The organism is Achromobacter sp. NFACC18-2, from assembly GCF_900108985.1.
GTDB lineage: Bacteria > Pseudomonadota > Gammaproteobacteria > Burkholderiales > Burkholderiaceae_B > Achromobacter.
Map to the genome: position 1 here is coordinate 273,855 of NZ_FNYM01000003.1, position 20,915 is coordinate 294,769.

General features: G+C 67.3%; 20 protein-coding genes. 9 read left to right on the forward strand and 11 right to left on the reverse strand.

Annotated elements, in window-relative coordinates:
* The first annotated feature begins 51 nt into the window (after positions 1 to 51).
* From gsiC to BMW75_RS06170, 5 genes are all read left to right on the forward strand, one after another.
* Positions 52 to 972 carry a glutathione ABC transporter permease GsiC gene (gene gsiC, locus BMW75_RS06150; protein ID WP_076519424.1) on the forward strand — a complete coding sequence of 307 codons (921 nt, stop codon included), beginning with the start codon at positions 52 to 54 and terminating at the stop codon, positions 970 to 972.
* Positions 973 to 979: 7 nt separating this feature from the next.
* Entirely contained in the window at positions 980 to 1,879 is a 900-nt protein-coding gene (gene gsiD / locus BMW75_RS06155) for a glutathione ABC transporter permease GsiD (RefSeq protein ID WP_092577869.1), read from the forward strand.
* 146 nt (positions 1,880 to 2,025) lie between these two features.
* The gene (locus tag BMW75_RS06160) at positions 2,026 to 3,120 is read left to right on the forward strand and encodes a DmpA family aminopeptidase (protein WP_092577870.1); all 1,095 of its coding nucleotides are present in this window, start codon (positions 2,026 to 2,028) and stop codon (positions 3,118 to 3,120) included.
* Between the two features lie 20 nt (positions 3,121 to 3,140).
* Complete coding sequence (locus BMW75_RS06165) at positions 3,141 to 3,974, forward strand: M55 family metallopeptidase (protein WP_092577871.1); 834 nt, start codon at positions 3,141 to 3,143, stop codon at positions 3,972 to 3,974.
* 14 nt (positions 3,975 to 3,988) lie between these two features.
* Complete coding sequence (locus tag BMW75_RS06170; protein WP_092577873.1) at positions 3,989 to 5,779, forward strand: aminopeptidase P family protein; 1,791 nt, start codon at positions 3,989 to 3,991, stop codon at positions 5,777 to 5,779.
* A 151-nt stretch (positions 5,780 to 5,930) separates the two neighbouring features.
* On the opposite strand, the gene BMW75_RS06175 is transcribed toward BMW75_RS06170, so the two are convergent.
* Positions 5,931 to 6,929 (reverse strand): hypothetical protein, encoded by a 999-nt coding sequence (locus BMW75_RS06175; RefSeq protein ID WP_092578061.1) that lies wholly within the window; start codon positions 6,927 to 6,929, stop codon positions 5,931 to 5,933.
* 215 nt (positions 6,930 to 7,144) lie between these two features.
* Between BMW75_RS06175 and BMW75_RS06180 the strand changes: the two genes are divergently transcribed.
* The 4 genes from BMW75_RS06180 to ftsB all read left to right on the forward strand — a co-directional run bounded on the left by BMW75_RS06180 (position 7,145) and on the right by ftsB (position 11,071).
* Entirely contained in the window at positions 7,145 to 8,797 is a 1,653-nt protein-coding gene (locus tag BMW75_RS06180) for a CTP synthase (RefSeq protein WP_092577874.1), read from the forward strand.
* A 203-nt stretch (positions 8,798 to 9,000) separates the two neighbouring features.
* A complete protein-coding gene (locus BMW75_RS06190; RefSeq protein ID WP_076519431.1) occupies positions 9,001 to 9,285 on the forward strand; it encodes a DUF1330 domain-containing protein in 285 nt (94 codons plus the stop codon).
* A 4-nt stretch (positions 9,286 to 9,289) separates the two neighbouring features.
* Positions 9,290 to 10,576 (forward strand): phosphopyruvate hydratase, encoded by a 1,287-nt coding sequence (gene eno / locus BMW75_RS06195; protein WP_054429546.1) that lies wholly within the window; start codon positions 9,290 to 9,292, stop codon positions 10,574 to 10,576.
* Between the two features lie 66 nt (positions 10,577 to 10,642).
* Positions 10,643 to 11,071 (forward strand): cell division protein FtsB, encoded by a 429-nt coding sequence (ftsB, locus tag BMW75_RS06200; RefSeq protein ID WP_092577876.1) that lies wholly within the window; start codon positions 10,643 to 10,645, stop codon positions 11,069 to 11,071.
* 121 nt (positions 11,072 to 11,192) lie between these two features.
* Here the strand turns inward: ftsB and BMW75_RS06205 are convergent, their stop codons facing one another.
* The 10 genes from BMW75_RS06205 to BMW75_RS06250 all read right to left on the reverse strand — a co-directional run bounded on the left by BMW75_RS06205 (position 11,193) and on the right by BMW75_RS06250 (position 20,821).
* Positions 11,193 to 11,945: a TadE/TadG family type IV pilus assembly protein gene (locus BMW75_RS06205; RefSeq protein WP_092577877.1), complete on the reverse strand. Its 753-nt coding sequence runs from the start codon at positions 11,943 to 11,945 to the stop codon at positions 11,193 to 11,195.
* A 90-nt stretch (positions 11,946 to 12,035) separates the two neighbouring features.
* On the reverse strand, positions 12,036 to 12,965 hold the full coding sequence (gene hslO / locus BMW75_RS06210) for an Hsp33 family molecular chaperone HslO (RefSeq protein WP_092577878.1): 930 nt from the start codon (positions 12,963 to 12,965) through the stop codon (positions 12,036 to 12,038).
* 74 nt (positions 12,966 to 13,039) lie between these two features.
* Positions 13,040 to 13,561 (reverse strand): gamma carbonic anhydrase family protein, encoded by a 522-nt coding sequence (locus BMW75_RS06215; RefSeq protein ID WP_076519435.1) that lies wholly within the window; start codon positions 13,559 to 13,561, stop codon positions 13,040 to 13,042.
* Between the two features lie 2 nt (positions 13,562 to 13,563).
* Positions 13,564 to 15,279, reverse strand: a complete 1,716-nt coding sequence (locus BMW75_RS06220; protein WP_092577880.1) for an acyl-CoA synthetase — start codon at positions 15,277 to 15,279, stop codon at positions 13,564 to 13,566.
* A 125-nt stretch (positions 15,280 to 15,404) separates the two neighbouring features.
* A complete protein-coding gene (locus tag BMW75_RS06225) occupies positions 15,405 to 16,277 on the reverse strand; it encodes a UDP-2,3-diacylglucosamine diphosphatase (protein WP_092577882.1) in 873 nt (290 codons plus the stop codon).
* 101 nt (positions 16,278 to 16,378) lie between these two features.
* Positions 16,379 to 17,284 carry a DUF2167 domain-containing protein gene (locus BMW75_RS06230; protein WP_092577884.1) on the reverse strand — a complete coding sequence of 302 codons (906 nt, stop codon included), beginning with the start codon at positions 17,282 to 17,284 and terminating at the stop codon, positions 16,379 to 16,381.
* Positions 17,285 to 17,432: 148 nt separating this feature from the next.
* The gene (locus tag BMW75_RS06235; protein ID WP_092577887.1) at positions 17,433 to 17,954 is read right to left on the reverse strand and encodes an RDD family protein; all 522 of its coding nucleotides are present in this window, start codon (positions 17,952 to 17,954) and stop codon (positions 17,433 to 17,435) included.
* Between the two features lie 123 nt (positions 17,955 to 18,077).
* On the reverse strand, positions 18,078 to 18,266 hold the full coding sequence (locus BMW75_RS06240; RefSeq protein ID WP_175493109.1) for a hypothetical protein: 189 nt from the start codon (positions 18,264 to 18,266) through the stop codon (positions 18,078 to 18,080).
* Positions 18,267 to 18,511: 245 nt separating this feature from the next.
* Positions 18,512 to 20,056, reverse strand: coding sequence for a THUMP domain-containing protein (locus tag BMW75_RS06245; protein ID WP_371466755.1), 1,545 nt, complete (start codon positions 20,054 to 20,056; stop codon positions 18,512 to 18,514).
* Positions 20,057 to 20,392: 336 nt separating this feature from the next.
* A complete protein-coding gene (locus BMW75_RS06250) occupies positions 20,393 to 20,821 on the reverse strand; it encodes a CopD family protein (protein ID WP_172805877.1) in 429 nt (142 codons plus the stop codon).
* Positions 20,822 to 20,915: the final 94 nt, after the last annotated feature.

Genomic DNA, 20,915 nt, shown 5'->3' on the forward strand with positions numbered 1-20,915 from the left:
GGCCACATACGGCGGGGGCACGGTGTCCCCGCCGATGTTGCAGGAATTTCAATGCTGACCTACATCGTCAAACGTCTTTTGGGCATGATCCCCACGCTGCTGCTGGTAGCCGTGGTCGTGTTCCTGTTTGTGCACATGCTTCCGGGCGACCCGGCGCGACTGGCCGCGGGCCCCGAGGCCGACCAGCAGACCGTCGAACTCGTGCGCAAGGAACTCGGGCTGGATCAGCCCCTGCCGCAGCAGTTCGTGCGCTATTTCAGCCACATGCTGCAAGGCGACCTCGGGACCTCGCTGCGCACCAAGCGCCCCGTCTCGACCGAAATCGCCGACCGCTTCATGCCCACCTTGTGGCTCACGATCGCCAGCATGGTGTGGTCCGTGGTCTTCGGCATGGTCATCGGCATCGTGTCGGCGGTATGGCGCAATCGCTGGCCCGACCGCCTCGGCATGACGCTGGCGGTGTCCGGCATCTCGTTCCCCGCGTTCGCGCTGGGCATGATGCTGATGCAGATCTTCTCGGTGAACCTGGGCTGGCTCCCCACCGTGGGCGCTTCCACCTGGCAACACTACATTCTTCCTTCCATCACGCTGGGCGCCGCCGTGGCCGCCGTGATGGCGCGCTTCACGCGGGCGTCGTTCGTTGAAGTCGTGCAAGAAGACTTCGTGCGCACCGCACGCGCCAAGGGACTGTCCGAGCGCCGCGTCATCATCAAGCATGCGCTGCGCAACGCGCTGATTCCCGTCGTGACCATGATGGGCCTGCAGTTCGGCTTCCTGCTGGGCGGCTCGATCGTGGTCGAAACCGTGTTCAACTGGCCCGGCCTCGGCCGCCTGCTGGTGGACGCCGTGACCCAGCGCGACTATCCGGTGATCCAGGGCCTCGTGCTGCTGTTCTCGCTGGAATTCATCCTGATCAACCTGATTGTCGACGTGCTCTATGGCGTCATCAATCCCAGCATCCGTTACAAGTGAGGCGGCCATGAGCAATACGACACCCGCCGCGACCCTCGCCGCCGCGCCCAAGAACGACGTGCGCACGCCCGCCACCGAGTTCTGGCGCAAATTCAAGAAGCAGAAGCTCGCCGTCGGCGCGGGCCTGTTCGTCCTGCTGCTGGTCGTCGTCGCGGTCTTCGCGCCGTGGATCGTGCCGTTCGACCCGGAGAACTTCTTCGACTACGACGCGCTGAACGCCGGCCCGTCCATGACCCATTGGCTGGGTGTGGACTCGCTGGGCCGCGACATCTTCAGCCGCATCATCATGGGCGCGCGCATCTCGCTGGCCGCCGGCTTCCTGTCGGTTGCCATGGGCGCCATCGTCGGCACCTTCATGGGCCTGATGGCGGGCTACTACGAAGGCTGGTGGGAGCGCATCACGATGCGCATCTCCGACGTGCTGCTGGCCTTCCCGGGCATGCTGCTGGCCATCGGCGTGGTCGCCATCCTGGGTTCCAGCATGGTCAACGTGATCGTCGCCGTGGCCGTGTTCAGCGTGCCCGCGTTTGCCCGCCTGGTGCGCGGCAACACGCTGTCGATCAAGCAGATGACCTACGTCGAAGCCGTGAAAAGCGTGGGCGCGTCCGACTGGACGATCATCATGCGCCACATCCTGCCCGGCACGATCTCGCCCATCGTGGTGTACGGCACGATGCGGATCGGCACCTCGATCATCACCGCCGCCAGCCTGTCGTTCCTGGGCATGGGCGCTTCGCCTCCCACGCCGGAGTGGGGCGCCATGCTGAACGAAGCCCGCGCCGACATGGTCATCGCGCCGCACGTGGCGATCTTCCCGGCGCTGGCGATCTTCCTGACCGTGCTGGCGTTCAACCTGCTGGGCGACGGCCTGCGCGACGCGCTGGACCCCAAGATCGACCGCAAGTAAACCTGCCGCCGGAGCCTCCCACGAGGGCCGGCGTGGAGGGCGATTTTTCCGCCGCCGCCTCCGTCCGCCACGCGCTTGCTCGCGCGTGTCCCGGACCCAGGGTGGCGGCGTTTTGCATTCTGGAGCGTGGCGACACGTAGACGAACATGGACAAACAAGCGCTGGACATTCCGCGTATCGGCGTACTGCCGTCAGGGCCGCTGGACTCGATCTGCGACGTGGGTGACGTCACCGTTGGGCATTGCACGCTGGCCGAGGGCCCGCTGCAGACCGGCGTGACCGTCGTACGCACGCATGGCGGCGATGCCTTTCTGGACAAGACGCCGGCCGCGGCCACCGTGCTGAACGGCTTCGGCAAGAGCACCGGCCTGGTTCAGGTGCAGGAACTGGGCGTGCTGGAAACGCCGATCGGGCTGACCAACACGTTCGGCGTGGGCACCGTGGCCAATGCGCAGATCCGCGCGGCGGTCGCCGCCAACCCCGGCATCGGCCGCGGCATGGCCACCGTGAATCCGCTGGTCTTCGAGTGCAACGACGGCTACCTGAACGATATCCAGGCGCTGGCAGTCCAGGAATCCCATTACGCCGCGGCGCTGGCCGCCGCCGGCAAGCAGTTCGCGCAGGGCGCCGTGGGCGCCGGCCGCGGCATGTCCAGTTTCTCGTTCAAGGGCGGCATCGGCTCGGCCTCGCGCGTGGCGCAGATCAAGGACGGGCCGCAGTACACCGTGGGCGCGCTGGTGCTGTCGAACTTCGGCCGCCTGCCCAACCTGACGGTGGCGGGCAGGCCGTTCGGCCGCCGTCTGGCGAGCCAGCTTGACCAAGGGCTTGCGCAGCAGGGCGAGAACGCCGTGATCGCGCCCGAGAAGGGCTCGATCATTCTGCTGGTGGCCACCGACGCGCCGCTGGATTCGCGCCAGTTGCGCCGTCTGTCGCTGCGTGCCGGCGCGGGCCTGGCGCGCACGGGCTCGGTGTTCGGGCATGGCAGCGGCGACATCGCGCTGGCTTTCTCGACCGCGTACACGATTCCCCAGTTGGCCGAAACGCCCATGCCGGCGATCGCGATGCTGCACGAGGCGCGCATCGACCCGCTGTTCGAGGCGGCCGCCGAGGCGTGCGAACAGGCCATCATTTCCGCGCTGTGGCACGCCGAGGGCGTGACCGGCCGCGACGGCCACCACCGCGATTCCATCCGCCACGCCGCACCCGAGTGGCGCCAGTGGCTGTCCGATACCGAATTCTGAACATTTCGAAGGCGCATTTCATGAAGATCCTGATTTCCACCGATATCGAAGGCGTCGCCGGCGTCTTCCACCCCGAGCAGGTCCGCGCCGGCAACGGCGAATACGAGCGCGCCCGCGCCTGGATGACCGCCGAGGCCAACGCGGCCGTGCAAGGCGCCATCGCCGGCGGGGCGGAAGAGATCCTGGTCAACGACTCGCATGGCGGCTTTCGCAACCTGCTGCCCGACGGCCTGGACGAACGCGCCCGCCTGGTGCTGGGCAAGCCGCGCTACCTGGGCATGATGGGCGGGCTGGAAGAGGGCTGCGACGCCGTCTTCATGATCGGCTACCACTCGCGCTCGCAGGGCCGCGGCATCCTGGCCCACACGATCAACAGCTTCGCGTTCGCGCGCGTCGTCATCAACGGCATGGAACTTGGCGAAGCGGGTCTGTACGGCGCGCTGGCCGGCGAGCTGGGCGTGCCCGTCATCCTGGGCACCGGCGATGACGTGTTCATCGAGGAAACCCGCGACACCTTTCCCGGCGCCGAGTGGGTGCAGACCAAGGTCGCGCACGGGCAGGGCAGCGGCGTGACGCTGTCGCCCGCGGCGTCCCGCCGCGCGATCGCCGCGGCCGCCGAAGCCGCGGTGCGCAACTTCAAGCGCGGCGGCGACAAGAAAGCCGTTCCGTTCCGCATTCCCGCCCCTATAGAATGCCGGTTGCAGACGCAGAGCGCGGCGCTGGCCGACCTGTTCTGCATGTGGCCCACGCTGGAACGCGTGGACGGCGTCACCTTGCGGTTCACCACGGACAGCATGCAGTCCGCCGTCCGCACGCTGAACAGCCTGGCCGCCATGTCTTTCATGTTGCGCTAAGGATCCTTCCTCCCATGTCTAGCACCGACGCCCGTATTGCCCAACTGCGGCAGGCCATGAGCCGCCGCGGCCTGACCGCCTACATCGTTCCGTCCTCGGACCCGCACCTGTCCGAGTACCTGCCGGCCCGCTGGCAGGGGCGGCGCTGGCTGTCGGGCTTCACGGGGTCGGTGGGCACGCTGGTGGTGACGGCCGACTTCGCCGGCCTGTGGGTGGACAGCCGCTATTGGGTGCAGGCCGAAGCGCAGCTCGCGGGCACGGGCGTGCAATTGATGAAGATCGCGCTGGCCACGACGCCGGGCCACGTGGACTGGCTGGCCGCCAACACGAAGGCGGGCGACGTCATCGGCGTGGATGGCCAGGTGCTGGGCCTGGGCGCTTTCCGTGCCTTGTCCGCCGCCGCGGCCGCGTCCGGCGCCGCGCTGGAGATCCGCGAGGACCTGCTGGACGAGGTCTGGGCGGATCGCGCGGGCCTGCCGCAAGCGGCGATCTACGAACACGTGGCCCCCGAGGCCTGCGTGACCCGCGCCGACAAGCTGGCCCAGGTGCGCGAGGCCATGCGCGCGCACGGCGCCGACGTGCATTTCATTTCCACGCTGGACGACATCGCGTGGCTGTTCAACCTGCGCGGCGCGGACGTGGACTACAACCCGGTCTTTGTCGCCCACGCGCTGGTGGGCCTGGATCACGCGACCCTGTTCGTGGCGGACGGCAAGATCGACGATGCCCTGTGCGCCATCCTGGCCGCCGACGGCGTGCAAGTCGCGGACTACGCGCAGGCCGCGGACGCGCTGGCCTCGCTGGAGCTGGACCAGAAGCTGCTGATCGATCCGGCCCGCGTGACCTGCGGGGTGTTCCATGCCATGGATCCGGCCGTGCCGCGCGTGGAAGCTATCAATCCGTCCACCCTGCTGAAGTCCCGCAAGACGGACGCGGAGCTTGCCAACGTGCGGCAGGCGATGGCGCAGGACGGCGCGGCGCTGTGCGAGTTCTTTGCCTGGTTCGAGGGCGCGCTGGGCAAGGAAACCATCACCGAACTGACCATCGACGAAAAAATCACGGCCGCGCGCGCCCGCCGGCCGGCCTACGTCTGCCCCAGCTTCGCCACCATCGCGGGCTTCAACGCAAACGGCGCCATGCCGCATTACCGCGCCACGCCGGAATCGCACGCCACCATCGAAGGCGATGGCCTGCTGCTCATCGATTCGGGCGGCCAGTACCTGGGCGGCACCACCGACATCACCCGCGTGGTGGCCGTCGGCACGCCCAGCCCGGACCAGAAGGTCGATTTCACGCTGGTGCTCAAGGGCATGATCGCGCTGTCGCGCGCGTCGTTCCCGCGCGGCACGCCGTCGCCGATGCTGGACGCCATCGCCCGCGCGCCCATCTGGGAGGGCGGCGCGGAGTACGGCCACGGCACCGGCCACGGCGTGGGCTATTTCCTGAATGTGCACGAAGGCCCGCAGGTCATTTCGTACCGCGCGATGCCCGGTCCGCACACGGCCATGGAGCCGGGCATGATCACCTCGAACGAGCCGGGCATCTACCGCCCGGGCCGTTGGGGCGTGCGCATCGAGAACCTCGTCGCCAACCGCAGCTGGCTGACCTCGGAGCTGGGTGAATTCCTCTGCTTCGAAACGCTGACGATGTGCCCGATCGACACGCGCTGCATCGAACCTTCGCTGATGCGCGAGGACGAGATCGACTGGCTGAACGACTATCACAAGACGGTGTTCGAGCGCTTGTCGCCGCTGGTCGAGGGCGAGGCGCTGGACTGGCTGACGCGCCGCTGCGCCGCGATCTGACGTCGCGCAAGGGGCGGCTGGATGCGCCGGCCGCCGGATACGCCGGACGCCGGACGCCGGATACGCCGGCCGCCGGATACGCCGGCCCAAAAAAGAAGGCCGCGGGGCATGGGCGCCGCGGCCTTTTGCATGGCGGGGCGCGCGGCCCCGTTTACCGTGCCGCCGCCCCGTCGCGGTGGTGGAGCCAGCGTGCGGCCACCAGGCAGCCCAGCGCCAGCAGCGCGCCGTAGGCCAGCAGGGACAGGCCGGCCGCGGCGTGCGATTGGGCCGCCCAGGCGAGCTGGTTCCAGGTCATCGACATCAGCACGATCAGGCCCAGTCCGATGCCCAACGCCTGGGCGAACCAGAACGCAACACTGCCCAGCGCCACGGCGCGGCCGATGCCGGGGCGTTCCAGGGGACGCGGCAGCACCTTCAGGCAGACCAGCACGGTCAGCGCCAGCAGGACCACGGGCAGCACCCAGTAGCCCAGCGCGTACTGCGCCCAGCCTGCGTCCAGCGTCTGCATCTGCAGATAGCCGCCCAGGATGATCGACACGCTCGTCTGCCACGCCAGGACGGTCAGGCCGCAAATCCAGGCGACGTCGCGCCGCGTCATGGCCGGGCTGCCGGGCGGTCCGGCGGGGGCGGCCGTCCAGGCGGCGATGCGCAACGCCAGGCAGATCCCGATGATGTCCAGCAGGATGGTGACGACGCGGATCAGGAGATTCATCGCGATGAACCGTCCGGTGATGTCCAGCCCGAACCATGTCTCCAGCAGCGATCCGCTCTTGATTAGCGTCGCCAGCATCGCATTCTGCGCGATGGCCACGCCGCTCGTCAGGCACAGCGTGTATAGGGCCTGCAGGGCGAGAAACGTGCCGAGCAGCCTGCCCGGCTGGTCGACGGCGCTGGCATTGTGGCGCGCCAGCCAATGGCGCGTCGCGCCCCAGGCCGCCACGCCGACGATCAGCAGGGTGGACGCCACGTTCGCCAGCAGCGGGGCCAGCACCGGGGGCTGCGTGAAGCTTTCCCGGATCTGGTCCAGGTAGGGCGAAGGCCCCATCAGCGAATAGGCCTGCACGAGCGCGGTGTACGCCAGCCGCAGCAGCACGGCGGCGACGGCGATGCGCCAGGCGAGGGAAGGGGCGGGACGGGCGAGGTCGGTCATCGGCGCGGCGTATGAACAGGGGGCGCTGGCGAACGGCAGCGGCTGAAAACAGGGAGCGACCATAGCACGTCCGCGCCGACGCCGCGCCGCGGGGACGTGTCGTGTGCATTCAAATGTTACGCAACGGGCGCTAGGGGAAAACCCAAACAAGTCGTCTCGCCCGGCTATAATCCAAATTTCCCGCACGCGCCCGCTCGTCCCGGGCGCTCATTACGATGACCAAATACGTATTTGTCACCGGCGGTGTGGTGTCTTCCCTGGGCAAGGGCATCGCCGCCGCGTCGCTTGCCGCCATCCTTGAGTCGCGTGGTTTGCAGGTAACCATGCTGAAGCTCGACCCCTACATCAACGTCGATCCGGGCACGATGAGCCCGTTCCAGCATGGTGAAGTGTTCGTCACGGAAGACGGCGCCGAGACCGACCTGGACCTGGGCCACTACGAGCGCTTCATTTCCGCTCGCATGCACAAGGTGAACAACTTCACCACCGGCCAGATCTACGAATCCGTGCTGCGCAAGGAGCGCCGTGGCGACTACCTGGGCAAGACCGTCCAGGTGATTCCCCACATCACGAACGAAATCCAGGACTTCATCGCCCGTGGCGCTGAAGCCGGCTGGAATGGCAACACCGACGTTGCCATCGTCGAGATCGGCGGCACGGTGGGCGACATCGAGTCCCTGCCGTTCCTCGAAGCCGCTCGCCAGATGAGCCTGCGCATGGGCCGCAACAACGCGGCCTTCGTCCACCTGACGCTGGTGCCCTTCATCGCCTCCGCCGGCGAACTGAAGACCAAGCCCACGCAGCATTCGGTGCAGAAGCTGCGCGAGATCGGCATCTACCCGAACGCGCTGCTGTGCCGCGCCGACCGTCCCATTCCGGACGACGAGCGCGCCAAGATCTCGATGTTCTCCAACGTGCCCCTGGACGCGGTCATCTCCGTCTGGGACGCCGACTCCATCTACAAGATCCCCGCCATGCTGCACAAGCAGGGCGTGGACAACATCGTGTGCGAGGCCCTGGGCCTGACCCCGCCGCCGGCCGACCTGTCCATGTGGGACAACCTGGTCGAGGCGCTGGAACACCCCGAGCACCAGCTCACCATCGGCATGGTCGGCAAGTACGTCGACCTGACCGAGTCGTACAAGTCGCTGACCGAAGCCCTGGTCCACGCCGGCATCCACACGCGCTCGAAGATCAACATCGAGTACATCGACTCGGAAGACATCGAAACCCGCGGCACCGACCAGCTCAAGCACCTGGACGCCATCCTGGTTCCGGGCGGCTTCGGCAAGCGCGGCACCGAGGGCAAGATCGCCGCGATCCGCTACGCCCGTGAAAACGGCGTGCCCTACCTGGGCATCTGCCTGGGCATGCAGTTGGCCGTCATCGAGTTCGCGCGCCACGTCGCCGGCCTGGGCGGCGCCAACAGCACGGAATTCGATCCCTCCGCGCCGCATCCGGTCGTCGCCCTCATCACAGAGTGGATGGACCGCGAAGGCAAGGTCGAAAAGCGCGACACGACGTCCGACCTGGGCGGCACCATGCGCAAGGGCGCGCAGCGCGTGCCGATCAAGGCCGGCACCCGCGCGCAGGCCATCTACGGCGACGAGGTGAACGAGCGTCACCGTCACCGCTACGAGGTCAACAACGTCTACGTGCCGCGCCTCGAAGAAGCCGGCATGGTGATCAGCGCCCGCACCCCGAGCGAGAACCTGCCGGAAATGATGGAATTGCCCAACCACCCGTGGTTCGTGGGCGTGCAGTTCCACCCGGAGTTCACGTCCACCCCGCGCGACGGCCATCCGCTGTTCTCCAGCTACATCCGCGCCGCCATCGAGCAGAAGGCTCGCCGCGGCCAGGAGGCCTGATGCGTGTCCGCGGCCTCGAGTTCCGTAAGCGGATCCTCGGGGCCGCGGGCCGATTTCCCAGCGCCGCCCTATACGGCGGCGCTTCTTTCGGATACAACCGATTAGCATCGGATATGCGTCGCCCGTGCGCCTTGCGCGACACTGGCGGCGGCGCCGTATCCGGCGCCAGACCGAAATCAACGCCACTGCTCTGAAGGAACCCCATGAGTGCCTATCTCATCGCCGACGTCAATGTGACCAAGCCCGCGCAGTACGAAGACTACAAGCGCCTGTCCACGCTCGCCATGCGCGCGTACGATGCCAAGGTCCTGGTGCGCGGCGGCGAGTCCAAGCACCTCGAGGGGCGTGAACCCGGCCGCACCGTCGTCATGGAATTTCCGTCCATGGCCGCGGCGCAGGCGTTCTACGACTCCTGGCAGTACCGCCGTGCCCGCAATGCCCGCGAAGGCGCGGCCGTCATGAATATGTTTATCGTTCAGGGAATGTAAAGTCATGAGTGCAATCGTCGACATCATCGGCCGCGAGATTCTGGATTCGCGCGGCAACCCCACCGTGGAATGCGATGTGCTGCTGGAATCCGGCGCCATGGGCCGTGCGGCCGTGCCGTCCGGCGCATCCACCGGCGCCCGCGAAGCCATCGAACTGCGCGACGGCGACAAGGGCCGTTATCTGGGCAAGGGCGTGCTGCGCGCCGTTGAAAACCTGAATACGGAAATCTCCGAAGCCCTGATGGGCCTGGACGCCCAGGAACAGACGTTCGTCGATCGCACGCTGATCGAACTGGACGGCACCGAATCCAAGGAACGCCTGGGCGCCAACGCCATCCTGGCGGCCAGCATGGCCGTGGCCCGCGCCGCCGCCGACGAATCGGGCCTGTCCCTGTACCGCTATTTCGGCGGCAGCGGCCCCATGAGCATGCCCGTCCCGATGATGAACGTCATCAACGGCGGCGCGCACGCCAACAACACGCTCGACCTGCAGGAACTGATGATCCTGCCGGTGGGCGCGGGCAGCTTCCGCGAAGCCCTGCGCTGGGGCGCTGAAGTCTTCCACATGCTCAAGAAGCTGATTCACGGCCAGGGCATGTCCACCGCCGTGGGCGACGAGGGCGGTTTCGCGCCCAACGTGCCCAGCCACGAGGCCGCCATCCAGCTCATCCTCAAGGCCATCACCGAAGCCGGCTACGAGCCGGGCACGCAAATCGCCCTGGGCCTGGACTGCGCCAGCTCCGAGTTCTACCGCGACGGCAAGTACACGCTGGCCGGCGAAGGCGGCATTTCGCTGTCCTCGCAGGAATTCACCAACCTGCTGGCCACGTGGTGCGACAAGTACCCCATCATTTCCATCGAAGACGGCATGGCCGAAAACGACTGGGAAGGCTGGAAGCTGCTGACCGACCAGCTCGGCAAGAAGGTGCAACTGGTGGGCGACGACCTGTTCGTCACCAACACCAAGATCCTGCGTGAAGGCATCCAGAAGGGCGTCGCCAACTCGATCCTCATCAAGATCAACCAGATCGGCACCCTGACGGAAACCTTCGCCGCCATCGAAATGGCCAAGCGCGCCGGCTACACCGCCGTCGTGTCGCACCGTTCGGGCGAAACCGAAGACTCCACCATCGCCGACATCGCCGTGGCGACCAACGCCATGCAGATCAAGACCGGCTCGCTGTCGCGCTCGGATCGCATGGCCAAGTACAACCAGCTCCTGCGCATCGAAGAGGAACTGGCTGAAGTCGCGTCGTATCCTGGCCTGGAAGCCTTCTACAACCTGCGTTGATAAGAAGCGCGGCCCCGGCACCCAGCCAGGGCCGCATCCACGCCACGACTGCTGAGGTTCCCGCGTATGCGCCTGCTGTTCCTGGTGCTGTTCGTGCTGCTAGGCCTGATCCAATACCCGCTCTGGCTGGGTAAGGGCGGGTGGTTCAAGGTCTGGGATCTGCAACGCCAGGTGGCCGAGCAGCGCGAGACCAATGAAGGCCTGCGCGCGCGCAACGCCGCGCTTGAAGCCGAAGTGCGGGATCTGGAAGGCGGTTCCGGCGCCATCGAGGAGCGGGCGCGCGGGGAACTGGGCATGATGCGCGAAGGGGAAGTGTTCGTGCACATCCTTCCGCAAAATACCCAGCCGCCTGCCGGTGCCTCGCTGTCCGCCGAGACCGCGCCCAAGCCCGCGCCGGCACGCGCCGCCGCACCGGCCGCCCGGCCCGCGTCGGCCGCGCCTGCCCGGCCCGCCGCCAACGGCGCCACGACTTCCAACACCGCCGCCCGCCACTGAGGCCGGGCGCGCATTTCCCTGGCGCCGCCGACGCTGGGCATCGACCCCAGCCGCGGCCGGCGCTTGCCCCCGGCCCGACAGCCCGCGGATTGTCCGCCTGGCCCGGTCGCGGCGCCGCGATTCATTCCGGATCGCACTGTTTGCGTCGGCACGCCCCATAGACCACCCCTTGCGGGTGCGGCCTCCTGCGGGCCCAGTCCACGGGATGCGAGTGCATTTCCTGCTCCAGCTCAACCACGATAGGCAACAGGCCCTTGGTCTGCGCGTGGCCGGCGTAGCTGTCGTCCTGCCGACCCAGCACGGCCAGCAGTGCCCGCAGCGCGGGCAGCAACGGCTTGTGCAGGTAGGTCAGGCGCAGCTTCAGGGTGTTGGCGCGGAAGATGTCCTGCCCGCCGGGGCGGGGCGGGCGGCGCGCGTGCTGCAGGTCCTGGTAGTCGTTGTCGATGGCCGGCAGGCCGGGCGCCGCGGGCGCCTTCAAGCCGGGCCGCCCGTGCTCGCGGAACGAGCGGTCGTTGGGCAGCAGCACTTCAATACGCCAGGGGTCCGACCCGGTCAGCGCCCGCAGTTCGGCCATCGCGTCGTCCAGCCGGCGGGTTGCGCCAGCCTGCCCGTCGGCGTCCGCATGCAGCGGCAGGAGCGCCAGAAGAAACGCCGACCGCATCCGGGCCGGGTCGGCATGACCGGTGGCGCCGGCGCGCGCCGCCTCCGTCAGCGCCAGAAGCGCCATCTGGCGCGCGGCGTGCCAGCGGGCGGCCTCGACCGCCAGCAGGCCCAGCAGCAGCACGATGACGCCCGCCACCGCGAATTCGATGGCGGCGGCGCCACGGTGCCGGCTGGCGGGGCGAGGAAAGGGAGCAAAAACAAAGGCGGTCATGGCTGCGCAGTGTGGCGCGCCCATGACCGCCTGTCGATGAGGACAAACCGGCGTGACGAAAACGGCCCGGCGGGCTTGCCGCCAGGCCGATCAGTGCACCGTGGGAGGCTGCTCTCCGGCAGCCGGCTGGTTGGCCGAGAACAGCGCCGCGCAGTCCACGGCATCGAACTCGTAAGGCTTGCCGCAGAAATCGCAGGCCACGTCGACCTGCCCGCGCTCGGCCAGGATGCTGTTGACCTCTTCCTGGCCCAGCGAGCGCAGCATGTTGGCCACGCGTTCGCGGGTGCAGGGGCAGTGCCAGCTCACCGGCTGCGGTTCGAAGGCGACGAGCGTCTCTTCCCAGAACAGGCGGTGAATCAGCGTGTCGATGTCGGCTTCCAGCATCTCGTCGCGCTTGAGGGTGCCAGCCAGGGCGCCGAGGCGGTCCCAGGTCTCGGTGGCGGCCTGTTCGCTCAGCACCTGCGCATCGGCGCCGCCATGGTGCGGCAGCCGCTGCAGCAGCATGCCCGCGACATGGTCGGCGTCGGCGGACAGCCACAGGCGGGTGTCGAGCTGCTCGGAGGCCTTCATGTAGTGCTGCAAGGCTTGGGCGACGGTCTCGCCCTCGAGGGGCACGATGCCTTGGTAGGCCTGCTGGCCCGGCAGCTTGCGCTGCGGGTCCAGCACGACGATGAACCGCCCGTTGCCGCCGGGGTTGAGCAGGCTTTGCATGTTGCCGTCGGTGGGCACGTCATGGCCTTCGCGCATCTTGACGGTGGCACGCAGGCTGAGGTCGGAGCGGCATTCCACCACCAGCAGGGCGATGGGGCCGTCGCCCTGGATCTGGAGCACCAGCGAGCCGTCGAACTTGATGTTGGCGGCGAGCAGCGTGGAAGCGGCCACCAGTTCTCCCAGGAGATGGGTGATGGCTGGCGGATAGTCGTGGTTGGCCTGGACGGCCTTCCAGGTGGCAGACATGCGAACCGCTTGCACGCGGACGCTGCGGTCTTCGGTGAGGTATTTTTTGAGCTGATCGGTCATAAAGGAATGTTAGCCGATCGGAGGAGGGTATTCCCCCTGCTGGCAGCAGGGGTTGAGGCGTTCGCCGGGGCGGATCAGGCCAGCCGCTTCAGGGCCGTCTTGTACTGTTGGCCGCGCGCCACGTAGTGGGCGGTGTTCTTGTGCAGATTGGCGATTTCTTCTTCCGAGAGCTCCCGCACGATCTTGCCGATGCCGATCACCAGGGAATTGTCCGGAATGACGCGGTCTTCGGGAATGATGGCGCCGGCGCCGATCAGGCAGTTGCGCCCGATCACCGCATTGTTCAGGACGATGGCCTGCATGCCGACCAGGGCGCCCTCATGGATGGTGCAGCCGTGCAGCATGGCCTGGTGCCCGACCGTGACGTTCGGGCCGATGGTCATCGGACAGCCGGCATCGACGTGCAGGACGCTGGATTCCTGGATGTTGGTGCCCTGGCGGATCACGATGGCGTCGTTATCGGCCCGGATCGACACCTGCGACCAGATGCTGACCCCGGCTTCCAGCGTCACGTTGCCGATGATGTCGGCGCTGTCGGCCACGTAGGCCTGCGGGTCGATGCGCGGGATGAGGTCGTTGAGTTGGTAGATGGCCATGCCTAGGTCTCCGTTTGCCGCGCCGGGGCGGCAACGGGCGCTCCAACGTCTGTCGTGGGCACAACTGCCTGCGCGCGTTCTTCCTCGCGCTGGCGCAGGATGCGCCGCTGGATCTTGCCCGTGGTGGTCATGGGCAATTCGTCCACGTATTCGATTTCCTTGGGGTACTCGTAGGGCGCCAGGCGCTCGCGCACGTGTTCCTGCAGATTCTCGGTGATTTCAGCGCGGTCGCGCTGCGCGAATTCCGGGGTCAGTACGACGTACGCCTTGACCAGCGCCCCGCGCTCGGCGTCCGGCTTGGGCACCACCGCGGCATTGGCGACGGCCGGGTGTCCGACCAGGCAGCTTTCGATTTCGCCCGGGCCAATCCGGTAGCCGGCGGACTTGAACACGTCGTCGGCCCGGCCGGCGTACCAGAGGTAGCCGTCTTCATCGACGGTGGCGAGGTCGCCCGTCAGGCACCAGTCGCCCTTGAACTTGGCCTGCGTGGCGGGCTCGTTGCGCCAGTAGCCCAGGAACATCACCGGGTCGGGAAAGCCGTGAATGTCGAGGCGGTTGACGGCGATCTCGCCCGTCCCGCCGGCCGCGACGGGGACGCCTTCGTCGTCCAGCACGGCCACGTTGTGGCCCGGATACGGCCGGCCCATGGAGCCGGGCTTGGCGGGCCAGCGCTTGTTGCTGTTGCCCACCACGTAGTTCATTTCGGTCTGGCCGAACATCTCATTGGGCGTCACGCCCAGCGCGCTCCTGCACCAGTCGAACACCGTTTCGCCCACGCTTTCGCCCGCGCTCATGATGGCGCGCAGGGCAAGCTGGTAGCGTTGGCGGGGTTCGGGCACCGCCTTCATCATCATCTTGAGGGCGGTGGGGAAGAGGAACGTGTTCGTGACCTGGTAGCGCTCCAGCAGCTCGAAAGCGCGCTCGACCGAGAAGCGCCCGCGCGTGCCGACGATGGGGTGGCCGAAGTACAGCGTGGGCAGCAGCGCATCCATCATGCCGCCGGTCCAGGCCCAGTCGGCGGGCGACCAGAACACGTCGGCGGGCTTGGGGAACCAGTCTTGCGAAGCCACGAAGCCCGGCAGGTTGCCGATGAGCGCGCTGTGGGGAAGCAGCGCGCCCTTGGGGGCGCCCGTGGTGCCGGAGGTATAGAGCAGGATGGCCGGGTCCGAGGAGCGGGTCGGCACGGCCTTGAATTCGTTGGGTTGCCGGGCAAGCAGGCTGCGCCAGGGCAGGACGCGCTCGTCGGCAAAGCCGATGCCGATGACCTGCTGCAGCGCCGGACAGTTGTCGCTGACCGACAGCAGGTTGGCGCTGGAGGCATGATCGACGATGGCGACGCGGGCTTCGGCATCGCACAGGCGGCTCTGGAGCGCCTCGGGGCCGAACAGCGCCGACAGGGGCAACACCACGGCGCCGACGCTGTAGATGGCCATGTGCGCGACCACCGTCTCAGGGCGTTGTCCCAATACCACACCGACCCGGTCGCCCCGGCCCACGCCCATTTTCACCAGGCCGTTGGCCAGTTGATTGGCGGCTTCCGCCAGGCGGGCGAAGGTCCAGACCTCGCGGTTGCCGGATTCATCTTCGTAGTAGATGGCAATGCGCCGCGCATCCGGACTACTGGATGCCCAGCGGTGGCAGCACGCTTCCGCGATGTTGAACTGGGTGGGCACCAGCCAGCGGAATGTTTGGTAGAGCGCCTGATATTGGTCGTTCATGGCCCTATGTTGTGAGCATGTTGCAGCGTGAACGGGCCATGACGCCCGTTACCCAGTTGCAAGCATGACCTAGAGGGGCGTGAACTGCAATATACCCGTTGCGTAACGGGGACGCATACGGGTTATCACGGGTATTTGCCCTGGCGGCGCAGCGCCGAGGGCAGGGCGGGCAGCGTCAGGGAGCGCGGGGGGCGGTTGGCCGGATCGCGCTGGCGTTCCGCCTGCATCACCGCCCAGTCCAGGAGCTGGAGCTGGCCGTCGTGGGTTTCCGCCAGGGCCGACAGGCTTTCCACCCAGTCGCCGTCGTTGCAGTACAGGATGCCGCCCACGTCGCGCAGTTCGGCCTTGTGGATGTGGCCGCAGACCACGCCGTCCAGACCGCGCCGGCGGGCCTCGCCCGCCAGGGCTTCCTCGAAGTCGGTGATGAAAGACACCGCGTTCTTGACCTTGTGCTTCAGGTACTGGGAAAGCGACCAGTAATGCAGGCCCAGCCGGTGGCGCAGCCGGTTGAAATGGTGGTTGATCCACAGCGCAAGCTGATAGAGCCCGTCGCCCAGGTGCGCCAGCCAGCGGCTGTGCTGGATGACGCCATCGAACTGGTCGCCGTGCAGCACCAAAAGGCGCAGGCCCTTGGCCGTGACGTGCACGTCCTCGTCCAGGATTTCGATGTCGCCAAAGGCAAAGCCCGCGAATTCCCGGGCAAACTCGTCGTGGTTGCCGGGAATGAACACCACGCGCGTGCCGTTGCGCGCCTTGCGCAGGATGCGCTGCACCACGTCGTTGTGCGCCCGGGGCCAGTGCCAGTGCTTGCGCAATTGCCAGCCGTCGACGATGTCGCCGACCAGGTAGAGGGTGTCCGAATCGTTGTGATCCAGGAAATCGAGCAGGAATTCCGCCTTGCACCCGGCAGTGCCCAGGTGAATATCGGAAATCCAGAGGGCGCGCCAGTGCGTGGGTTGGATGTCGTTCACGGTCGCGTCCCTGTGGGCTGTGGTCATGCTTGGGAATGAGACCATCGCGCGATGACGCGCGCGTGACAAAGCCGTGACGTAGTTGTGACGGCCGGCGGCGGCGCCCGCGCGCCGCCCGGCCGGCCGGATCAGGAATGTCCGGTGGCTTTTTTGCCCTTGATCCGTTTCCATACGGCGCCGCCCAGGACGGCCGCGGCCAGGATGCCGGCCTTGGCGAACTTGGCCAGGAAAGCGGCGATCACCGCGAACAACCCCAGCTTTTTGGCCGCCACGCCCGCCACCAGGGCTGCCAGCCCGTACTCGGCCACCTTGTCGCTGGAGGCGTCAAAGTCCGCGTAGCGCTTGCCTTCGACGTATTTCAGGTTGTCCAGCAGCGCGAGCACGGCGGCTTTGTCCGTGGGCACGTTGCCCTTTGCGGTGATGAGGTCCAGCGTGATGTAGCCGTCCCGCCCCAGGGCGTAAGTGTTGTAGTTGACCGTGGCGTCGTCTTGCGCCCCGGCGTCCTTGTGCTTGGCGGCCACCGACCAGACGAGGCGCTGCGTGGCGCTGTCGTACCTGGGCGCTTCCACCCAGCCGTCCACCGTCAGCGCCGGGAATCCGCGCTTCCTGCGTTCCTCGTTGGACGCTTCCGTGCCTTCACGCAGGCTGTCCAGCAACTCGCCGACGTTCCAGTTCCGGGCGTCGTCGTCCTTGATGTAGCCGGCCTTGTCGAAATTGACGGTGACCACCCAGTCCTCGTCATCGCTTTTGGGCATCACCACGCCCAGCAGCGACGGGTCCTTGCCGTTGCCATAGGCCTGCATCAGCCGTTCGGCCTGCGTGCGCGGCACGAAGAACATGCTTGGCGGCAGTTTCAGGGTTGCCTGGTCGCCAAGGGTGACATCGGTGGGGCCTTGCAGCGCCGCGGCAAAAGCGGCTTTGGTCGCCAGTTCGATTTCTTGCTGGGCCGATGCGTTCTGGGCGGACGCGCCGGCGGGCAGGAGCAACAGCGCACTGGCGAAGGCCAGCGACAGGCGGGTAATGAGTGCGCGCATGGGGAGAGTGAAGCCGTCAGTTAAATGGGGCCTCATTGTCTTGGCGGTCGCCTGTCATCTTTCTGAACACTCACCCAACGTCACAAGCGCCGCGCGGGCGTGAAACGGGATGTGTCCGGAAGGGCGCCGCCCGGGCGCGGCAATGCCTTCAGCGGGCCTTTTTGCCCTTTGCCTGCGGCGCGTTGCGCAGCCGCGTCCCGAGGATCCGGTCGTGCAGGAACTGCCCGTCGGGATCCAGCCAGGACCAGATGAAAATGGTGAAGGGCGCCGCGACGATGAACATGTCCACCGAGGGCCAACCCGTGGCGGTGGCGGCCGCCCAGACCACGGCCGCGCCCGCCAGCACCAGCGGCCACGCGAGAAGGTAGCGCAAGACCAGCAAACCGGTGGACGGGGTGTTGCCATGGCGGTCCACCAGCCGGATGTTCCATGTCTTCATGGGCAGCGTCTGGCCGCGGCGGCGCCAGCACAGGACGAAATAGGCGCCGATCGCCACGAACAGCCAGGCCTGCCTGGCCGCCCGCAGCTCCAGGGCATTCCTGCTCTGGGTCAGTGTATCCATCAGGTAGCCCGCCAGGAACACCACGCCAAACAGCAGCACGGCTTCGTACATCATGCAGGCGAATCGGCGCAGCCGATTGGGGGTCTGGTCGAGGGGGGCGTCGGTCATGGACCGGTATTATCCATAAATCGGCGAGGGACGAAAAAAAACCCGCCGGTAAGGGCGGGTCTATAAAAGGGGCTATGCAGCCCCCAAGGGGAAAATCTTTAGGCCCGAAGGCCTGGTCCATGATCAGGCAGCGGAATGCGCGTTCTTGGCGCTCGTCTTGCCAGCCAGGGCCTTGATGCCGTGGGCCAGCTTGCGCAGGCCTGCAGCCAACGCCCGCATCGGGTGCGGACGGAATTGTTCTTCAATAGCCTGGAGCATCAGTTGACGCTCGAGTTCGTCGGTCAGGCGGATGGTGTTGTTCGCGTTGATCACAATAGCCTCCACGGGCTTGCACAGTTGTTTGCTACTAGGGATAACCCGAATTATAGGGGTTTACCCTGAAACTATGCAAGTGGTGGGTGCACGCTGGTGCAACTTGGCAACACCTTGGTGCTGATGATGCCCCAAAACCGCGCGGCCGGGGACCATGAGCAAAGATAGGGGCGTCATGTTGCGGCGCTTTTACAACGCGCCGCCCCTACGTTCGAGGAACGCGGTTGCCGCCCCGGGGGCGACGGTCAGGCGTCGCGGTAGCCCGCGGCCACCAGTTCGAAGCCGAACAGGCGGCAGTCCAGCGCGCCGTTGTGCAGCGGGATGCGGCGTTTGGGCTTCAGGCGCATCTGGTTCGGTAGCGTCAGGTCGCTAGTGATGACGTGCAGCTCCCATCCCGCGAAATTGTGCTTCAGGCACGTGGCCCATTCGCGCCACAGGTCGGGATCCTGTTCGGCGCCCATGCGTTCGCCGTAGGGCGGATTGGTGACGATCCAGCCGTGGTCGGCGGGCGCCGTCACATTGCGGGCGTCGCCGACTTCGAACCGGATGGAATCGGCGGTCAGCCAGGCGCGTTCGGCGTTGTTGCGGGCGTACTCGATGGCCTGCGGATTCAGGTCGTAGCCGACCAGCGGGGCTTCGAGTTGCGGCAGGATGCGGGCGCGCGCGTCTTCCTTCAGGTCGCGCCAGCGGTAGGCGTCGTGATCGCGCAGGCGCTCGAAACCGAACGGACGGGAAATGCCGGGCGGCACGCCCAGGGCAATCCAGGCCCCTTCGATCAGGATGGTGCCGGAGCCGCAGAAGGGGTCCAGCAGCGGCGCGGCGGGGTCCCACCCGGCCAGCGCCAGCATGCCGGCCGCCAGGTTTTCACGCAGCGGCGCCTCGCCCTTGTCCAGCCGCCACCCGCGTTTGAAGAGGGACTCGCCCGAGGTGTCCAGGTACAGCGTGGCGGTATGGCCCGTCAGGAAAAGGTGCACGCGGGCGTCCGGGCGCACCGTGTCGATGCTGGGACGTTCGCCTTCGAGTTCGCGCAGCCGGTCGCAGATGCCGTCCTTGGCGCGCAGGTTGCAGTACTGCAGGCTTTGCACCGGGCTCTTGATGGCCGAGGTGTCCACGCGCAGCGTCTGTTCGGCGCCGAACCAGCGTTCCCAGGGGGTGTCGCGCGCCAGGTCCAGGATGTCGTCTTCGTGCGAGATCTCGGCGTGCGCCACCTGCACCAGGATGCGCGTGGCCAGGCGCGAATACAGATTGGCGCGCTGGATGCCGGACCAGTCGGACGTGAACGAGCAGCCCGCCCGGCCCGCCTTGGCATCTTCGTAACCGAGCGCCTGCATTTCGGCGGTCAGCGCCTCTTCCAGGCCCTGCGGGCAGGGAGCGAAGACCGTGAAGATCTCGGCCTGGCGCGGCTCGCGGGGGCGGCGGGTGCGGGTTTCGACGCGTGGCGCGGCGGGTTCGCGGAAGGTGTCGGCGTCCTCGGCGTAGGCGGGCGCGCGCGAGGCGTCGGCATCCCCGGCAAAGGCCGGTTCGTCCGCGTAGTCCGGCTCCGGCGCGAATTCCGGCGCGGGGCCGTCGTCCTCGAAGGGATCGTAGAAGCGGCCGGCCGGCGTGGCCGGGGCGATGTATTGGTCGTCGCGCAGGCGCGGTGCGCGCTGCGGGGGGCGCCCCGAGCGCGAGCCGGGCGCTGCGTCGCGCGCCGAGTCCCCGCGGCCCGCGTCGGACGCGCCGCGGCGGGGTGCGGGACGATCCGCCGGGGCGCGTTCGCCCTGTCCGCGCGCGTACTGCCCACGTTCGATTTGGCTGCGTTCGGAGCGACTGCGTTCGGGCTGGCCGGCGCGGCCTGCCGGACCGCGCGCGCTGTCGCCGCGGCCGCCGGCCGGGGATTTGCGCGCGCCGCGGGCTTCTTCATCCTGGCGCCGCTGGTAGCCGACGGGGTCTTTCTGGCGTTCGATGTTTTCGCGGCTGCGCTCGATCTGCGCAACCAGGCGCGCGCGCGCGCCGGTGCGGGTGCGCTTGGCCGTGCCTTCGGCGTGGGCGTCGCGGGCTGTTTTCTTGATCGTCAGCGTCTTGCGCGGGCGGTCCTGTTCATCAGAGGACATACGAATCCTGGCGAATGTGCAAAGGTAGGGGTATCAGAAGGGTTTGACGACGACCAGCGCCACCACCACCAAGAGCAGCAAGACGGGAACTTCGTTGAACCAGCGATAAAACGTGTGCGAACGGGTGTTCTTGCCCTGTTCGAATTTGCGCAGCATGAGGCCACAGGCGTGATGGTAGCCGATGACGAGCAGCACGAAAAAGAGTTTGGCGTGCATCCAGCCGTTGCCGGGGCCCACGCCGATGCGGTAGCCCAGGTACAGCCACATCCCGAAGATGATGGCCACGACGGCCAGGATGGTGGTGAAACGATACAGGCGGCGCGCCATGCCGAGCAGCGTCGCCTGGACGGCCTGGTCCGACTGCTGCGCCAGGTTCACGAAGATGCGCGGCAGGTAGAACAGGCCGGCAAACCAGGAAGCGATGAAGACGATGTGAAAAGTCTTGACCCAGAGCATGGCCATGGCGCGATCCGATCGAGGAAAGCCGCATTGTAAGCCTCCAGGGGCGTGCGCCAGCCAGTGCCCCCGATGTCTGACGCCCGAGGGAGACGGGCGT

Coding starts and splice junctions, on each gene's coding strand:
- gsiC (WP_076519424.1), top strand. CDS start 52: ATGCTGACCTACATCGTCAAACGTCTTTTGGGCATGATCCCCACGCTG.
- gsiD (WP_092577869.1), top strand. CDS start 980: ATGAGCAATACGACACCCGCCGCGACCCTCGCCGCCGCGCCCAAGAAC.
- BMW75_RS06160 (WP_092577870.1), top strand. CDS start 2,026: ATGGACAAACAAGCGCTGGACATTCCGCGTATCGGCGTACTGCCGTCA.
- BMW75_RS06165 (WP_092577871.1), top strand. CDS start 3,141: ATGAAGATCCTGATTTCCACCGATATCGAAGGCGTCGCCGGCGTCTTC.
- BMW75_RS06170 (WP_092577873.1), top strand. CDS start 3,989: ATGTCTAGCACCGACGCCCGTATTGCCCAACTGCGGCAGGCCATGAGC.
- BMW75_RS06175 (WP_092578061.1), bottom strand. CDS start 6,929: ATGACCGACCTCGCCCGTCCCGCCCCTTCCCTCGCCTGGCGCATCGCC.
- BMW75_RS06180 (WP_092577874.1), top strand. CDS start 7,145: ATGACCAAATACGTATTTGTCACCGGCGGTGTGGTGTCTTCCCTGGGC.
- BMW75_RS06190 (WP_076519431.1), top strand. CDS start 9,001: ATGAGTGCCTATCTCATCGCCGACGTCAATGTGACCAAGCCCGCGCAG.
- eno (WP_054429546.1), top strand. CDS start 9,290: ATGAGTGCAATCGTCGACATCATCGGCCGCGAGATTCTGGATTCGCGC.
- ftsB (WP_092577876.1), top strand. CDS start 10,643: ATGCGCCTGCTGTTCCTGGTGCTGTTCGTGCTGCTAGGCCTGATCCAA.
- BMW75_RS06205 (WP_092577877.1), bottom strand. CDS start 11,945: ATGACCGCCTTTGTTTTTGCTCCCTTTCCTCGCCCCGCCAGCCGGCAC.
- hslO (WP_092577878.1), bottom strand. CDS start 12,965: ATGACCGATCAGCTCAAAAAATACCTCACCGAAGACCGCAGCGTCCGC.
- BMW75_RS06215 (WP_076519435.1), bottom strand. CDS start 13,561: ATGGCCATCTACCAACTCAACGACCTCATCCCGCGCATCGACCCGCAG.
- BMW75_RS06220 (WP_092577880.1), bottom strand. CDS start 15,279: ATGAACGACCAATATCAGGCGCTCTACCAAACATTCCGCTGGCTGGTG.
- BMW75_RS06225 (WP_092577882.1), bottom strand. CDS start 16,277: ATGACCACAGCCCACAGGGACGCGACCGTGAACGACATCCAACCCACG.
- BMW75_RS06230 (WP_092577884.1), bottom strand. CDS start 17,284: ATGCGCGCACTCATTACCCGCCTGTCGCTGGCCTTCGCCAGTGCGCTG.
- BMW75_RS06235 (WP_092577887.1), bottom strand. CDS start 17,954: ATGACCGACGCCCCCCTCGACCAGACCCCCAATCGGCTGCGCCGATTC.
- BMW75_RS06250 (WP_172805877.1), bottom strand. CDS start 20,821: ATGGCCATGCTCTGGGTCAAGACTTTTCACATCGTCTTCATCGCTTCC.